Here is a 4,665-nt window from a genome sequence, read left to right on the forward strand (position 1 = left end):
ATCATGATGATGACCAGCAGCGCCTGAGACCAGTGCCAGAATCGTTCGTAACGTTTGTAGATGTAAATACGTGCGGCGTTCATTTGGCGGCTCCCTTGCGACGACGGGTGATGATGCGGACCAGGCCGTGGACAGCGCCCGCGCCAATCGATCCGGCGATTGCCAGACCTCCGAGCAGGTCGACCCAGCCGTTGCGGTCACGCCCGGGCATGTAAATGTCGGTGATGGCAGCCAGGCGACCATCTTCGGCACGGGTATGGCACTGGTGACACGGTACGGCCTTTTCTTTCGGCGCCACCATGTGGGTGGTGAACCAGTTCATGCGGGTCTCGATAAAGCCAAACTTGCCGCTATAGGGCAGACCGGCGTAGTCCATGCCGGCCTTGATCGACTTTTCGTAGTCGTAGTGTTTCCACAAGGCAGTGTCGTCGTCACCCCAGACGTGGTTGACCACCAGGGTTTTGTTGACCGTGTCGTAGGGCTGCTTGCCGTGCATGACCTTGAACGGCCAGATACGCGCGTTGGGGTCCTGGGCCGAGCCTTCGACGCGGTTGAGCTCAAGAATCTTGCTGTCGTCGATCTTGTCGGTGATGGTGACCTGATTGACGACGCCGTTGTACCATTTGTACTCGGGGCGCACGTTCTCGCCGTACTTGAAATCGCCCTTGGCGGCCGAGTATTTCAGGTGCCCGTGGTCGTCCTTGATGAACAGCGGCTTGCCTTCGGCGTCGCGCTTGCCCACGGTCGACCAGTCCCACAGCATTTTGGTCGCAATGCCGCCACGCGCAAACTCGGGGATGTGACAGGTCTGACACGCCACCTTGTTGGCATGGTTGTTGAGTTTTGCCTCTTTGTGCGGAGCCTGGCTGTGGCAAGACTCGCAGGTGGCGCGGTTGTGGTCGTCCTTGGGCAGGTCAAAGCCATGCTTGTCCTTGGCGGTGACGGCGTAGCGGCTGCCCGAGGGCTGGTGCGCGTTGAAGGTGTGGCAGTCGGCGCAGACCATGTTGGCGCCATCCTTGGCCATGTGCACGTCGAGATCGCGTGACGGACTCTTGAGCGACGAATCGAGGTCGCCATGCTTGACGGCGTCGCCGCCACCACCGCTGAAGTGGCAGGCGCCGCAGTTTTCGCGCCCCGGTTTGCCTACATGCTGGGCGATCTTGGTCAGGTCAGGTGCCTTGAAGAGTTTTTTGCCCGGTGGTCCTTCCTGCGGCTCAAACTCCCGGTCGGCGTACAGGGGGTGTCCGGCATCGGTGCCAAACTTCTTGTAGGTGCCGGTGTTGTCGTGGCAGACCAGGCAGTCGACGTTGCCCTGGTCTTTGAAGTCAAAACTCTTGTCCTTCCAGCCATAGCCGGCGTGACAACTGGTACAGCGCGGCTCGTTGGAGAGCGGCGAGCCGCAAAAGTTGTTGGCCGCCCATTTTTTGCCCAGGGTTTTGTTGGTGGTGGGGTTGACCGCCTCCCAGGTCCAGTGGATGCTTTTCATGACCTGGTGACCCGCCATGTTGTGGCAGCTCAGGCAGGCCTTGGTTACTTCGGGGCCGGTTTTGAATGGCCCTTTCAGGGCCTCCAGCAGGCTGTGGTCAGTGGTGGACTTGGACGCTGGTTTGGCCGCGGTCGCTACCGATGCGTTAACCGATGAGGCAGGCGGTGCTTGGCTGGCCTGTGCCCAGAGCGACAGTGCCAACAAGCCCAGACCGACCAGGCTGCTGAAGGATTTTTTCATGGAGTGTCCGTTATCTTTCTACCAATCACTGCGCCATCACTGTGGCGATTCGCAGTCCACTGCAAATCGTACAAGTGGCGTGTTGGCTGAACTATGATTTAAGTCAATGCAGGTGGGCGATATTTCTCCGGTGTCCCGGGCGCTCGATGGGCCCGATGACAGCGTGAAGTTGTTGCCAATGGTGGCACTGAGCGTTACCCTGCATGACACTAATGAAAGGTGCGCCATGAAAGGTAACGTTGCAGCGATTGTGCTGGTGCTGGTGGGTACGTTTTTTTTGCTGAGTAATCTGGGTGTGATCAACCTGAGTCTGGCCGAGCTTTTAAGTACCTGGTGGCCAGTGATCCTGATCGTGGTCGGGTTGATGCTGTTTTTTACACCCAACGGCGAGAAAAAACCCAAACAGGAATGACCCGCTCGGACCCAACAGGGCGGCTCGTCGGGGCTTGACGCGGCGCCTGGTTCAGGTTTGACGCATCAGGGTGCTCTTGCCAAACAGTGACCCGATCAGGTCCACCGCGACTTCGGCGGTGCGATTTCGCTCGTCAAACGCCGGGTTAAGCTCCATCACGTCCAGCGAGGCGAGGCGGCCGGTGTCGGCGATCATTTCCATGCACAGTTGTGCCTCGCGGTAAGTGGGGCCTCCACGCACGGTGGTGCCAACACCGGGCGCGATGTCGGGGTCCAGAAAGTCCACGTCAAAACTGACGTGCAGGTGGGTATTGCCGTCCACCAGCGCCAGCGCCAGTTCCATGGTGGCGCGCATCCCCATTTCGTCGATGTAGCGCATGTCGAACACCTCGAGCCCGGCTTGGTGCACCAGCCGTTTTTCGCCGGCGTCAACGCTGCGTATGCCAATCTGGCGAATCCATTTGGGGTTGATGGCCGGTGTCTGGCCACCAATCCCCGTCAATTCGGCAGGGCCATAACCGCACAGACAGGCGACTGGCATGCCATGGATGTTGCCGCTTGGGGTCAGGGTATTGGTATTGAAGTCGGCATGGGCGTCCAGCCACAAGACGCGCAGCTTCCTGCCGGTGTCCCGGCAGTGGCGCGCCACCGCGCTGATCGAACCCAGGCCAAGGCAGTGGTCGCCGCCCAGCAGGACTGGTAGCCGCTGCTGCTGCAGTTCCGCCAGCACGGCGTCATGCACGGCGGTATTCCAGGCCACGACCTCATCGAGATGGCGGTAACCATTCACTGCGGGCAGCCATGGGTTGTGGGGGCCGGTCAGGTTTCCCCGGTCCTGCACCTGCAGCCCGAGTTGTTCAAGTACGGCCACCATATTGGCCACGCGCAGGGCTTCGGGTCCCATGCTGGCACCACGGCTGCCCGCGCCAATGTCGGTGGGTGCGCCAATCAGGCTGAGGTTGGGGTTCATAAGGTTTGCTTGCGAAGGTGGGTTGGGTGGGTGCTGGCACATTCAGGCGCGCTCGATTTTCCAGGCCAGCGCCACGGATGTGGTGGTTTTGACGACGCCTTCCAGATTGCGGATTTCGTCCAGCAGGGCATTCAGGCGCACGGCGGAGTCGGCGTGCAGCAGCAAGACGTAATCAAACTCACCGCTGACGGCACACAACTGGCGCGCTTCGGGCATGCGCTCCAGACGCGCTTCTATGGCGCGTCCGGCCTTGGGTTGAACCGTCAGCCCGACAAATGCCTGCAGGCCCTGGTCAAGCATGTCCTGCGCCAGCCGCACGGTGTATCCGGCGATGATGCCATCACGCTCCAGCCGGCTCAGACGTGCCAACACGGTGGTGCGCGCCGTTCCCAGGGTGCGCGCCAGCTCGGCCGCCGAGGCGCGCGCGTTGGTTTGCAACAGTGCGAGCAGTTCACGGTCCAGTGTGTCGCGTCGTACAGCAGGCTTGTTCAAGTTGAAAGAAGAGGAAGATGCAGGGTTAATGGCGATACGACAAATGTTATGTCATTATGTCGTGAAAAACTGGCATTTTGTCTTTTGTAGTGATGCTTTCGTCAAGAGTTGGGCGTAGACTCAGTTCAACATATTGGAACCGAGGAGACGTGTATGCGAGTCGTTTTGATGGGTGCCGGCCATATTGGCCAAACCATTGCCAGTCTGCTTTCGCAGAGCGGTGATTACCAGGTGAAGGTGGTGGATTGCAGTGTGGTGGCGCTCAAGGCGCTGGCGCACCTGAAGCTTGAAACCGCGCTGATTGACACCTCTGACGCGGCCGAACTGCGCGCCTGCATGGCGGGTTTTGATGCGGTCATCAACGCCTTGCCCTATCACCTGGCGCTCACGGTGGCGTCCCAGGCCAAGGCCGCCGGATGCCATTACTTCGATCTGACTGAAGACGTGGCGGCCACCCGCGGCATCATGGCGTTAGCCGCAGGGGCCAAGACCGCTTTCATGCCGCAATGTGGTCTGGCACCTGGTTTTATTGGCATTGTGGCGCACCATCTGAGCCAGAAGTTCAGCTACCTCAACGAGGTGAAAATGCGCGTTGGGGCACTGCCAGCGTTCCCGACCAATTCGCTCAAGTACAACCTGACCTGGAGTGTGGACGGTCTGATCAACGAGTATTGCCACCCCTGCGAAGCGATCCGCAATGGCGAGATCATCGAGGTCCTGCCCCTGGAAGGACTGGAGCATTTCAGCCTGGATGGCACCGAGTACGAGGCTTTCAACACCTCGGGCGGGTTGGGCACCCTGTGCGACACGCTCAAGGGCAAGGTGCAAACCCTGGACTACAAAACTGTGCGCTACCCTGGCCATGGGGCGATCATGAAAATGCTGCTGCAGGAGTTGGGCATGCAGCACGACCAGGAGACACTCAAGACGATTTTGCGTAAATCGATCCCGCTGACCATGCAGGACGTGGTGCTGGTGTTTGTCACCGTCAGTGGCGAATGCGACGGCAAGTTCATGCAAGAGGTGTTTGCGCGCAAGATTTTTGCCGACCGCAGCGAGACCAACC

The 4,665-nt window shown here is 59.8% G+C and carries 5 protein-coding genes; 2 read left to right on the forward strand and 3 right to left on the reverse strand.

The features are described 5' to 3' along the window. Positions 1 to 79: 79 nt before the first annotated feature. On the reverse strand, positions 80 to 1,726 hold the full coding sequence (locus KBF66_RS18860) for a tetrathionate reductase family octaheme c-type cytochrome (RefSeq protein WP_296661198.1): 1,647 nt from the start codon (positions 1,724 to 1,726) through the stop codon (positions 80 to 82). Positions 1,727 to 1,952: 226 nt separating this feature from the next. Here KBF66_RS18860 and KBF66_RS18865 point away from each other — a divergent pair, with 226 nt between their 5' ends. Beyond that, positions 1,953 to 2,138: a DUF5668 domain-containing protein gene (locus KBF66_RS18865; protein ID WP_296661200.1), complete on the forward strand. Its 186-nt coding sequence runs from the start codon at positions 1,953 to 1,955 to the stop codon at positions 2,136 to 2,138. Between the two features lie 51 nt (positions 2,139 to 2,189). Here the strand turns inward: KBF66_RS18865 and rocF are convergent, their stop codons facing one another. Next, complete coding sequence (gene rocF, locus KBF66_RS18870; protein WP_296661203.1) at positions 2,190 to 3,107, reverse strand: arginase; 918 nt, start codon at positions 3,105 to 3,107, stop codon at positions 2,190 to 2,192. A gap of 42 nt (positions 3,108 to 3,149) precedes the next feature. Then, positions 3,150 to 3,599, reverse strand: coding sequence for an Lrp/AsnC family transcriptional regulator (locus tag KBF66_RS18875; protein WP_296661205.1), 450 nt, complete (start codon positions 3,597 to 3,599; stop codon positions 3,150 to 3,152). Between the two features lie 153 nt (positions 3,600 to 3,752). On the opposite strand from KBF66_RS18875, the gene KBF66_RS18880 reads away from it, so the two are divergent. Next, positions 3,753 to 4,665, forward strand: a 913-nt coding sequence (locus KBF66_RS18880) for a saccharopine dehydrogenase C-terminal domain-containing protein (protein WP_296661206.1), incomplete at its 3' end; no start/stop codon positions are given.

Source organism: Rhodoferax sp. (assembly GCF_018063565.1).
In the GTDB taxonomy this organism is placed as follows: Bacteria; Pseudomonadota; Gammaproteobacteria; order Burkholderiales; family Burkholderiaceae_C; genus Rhodoferax.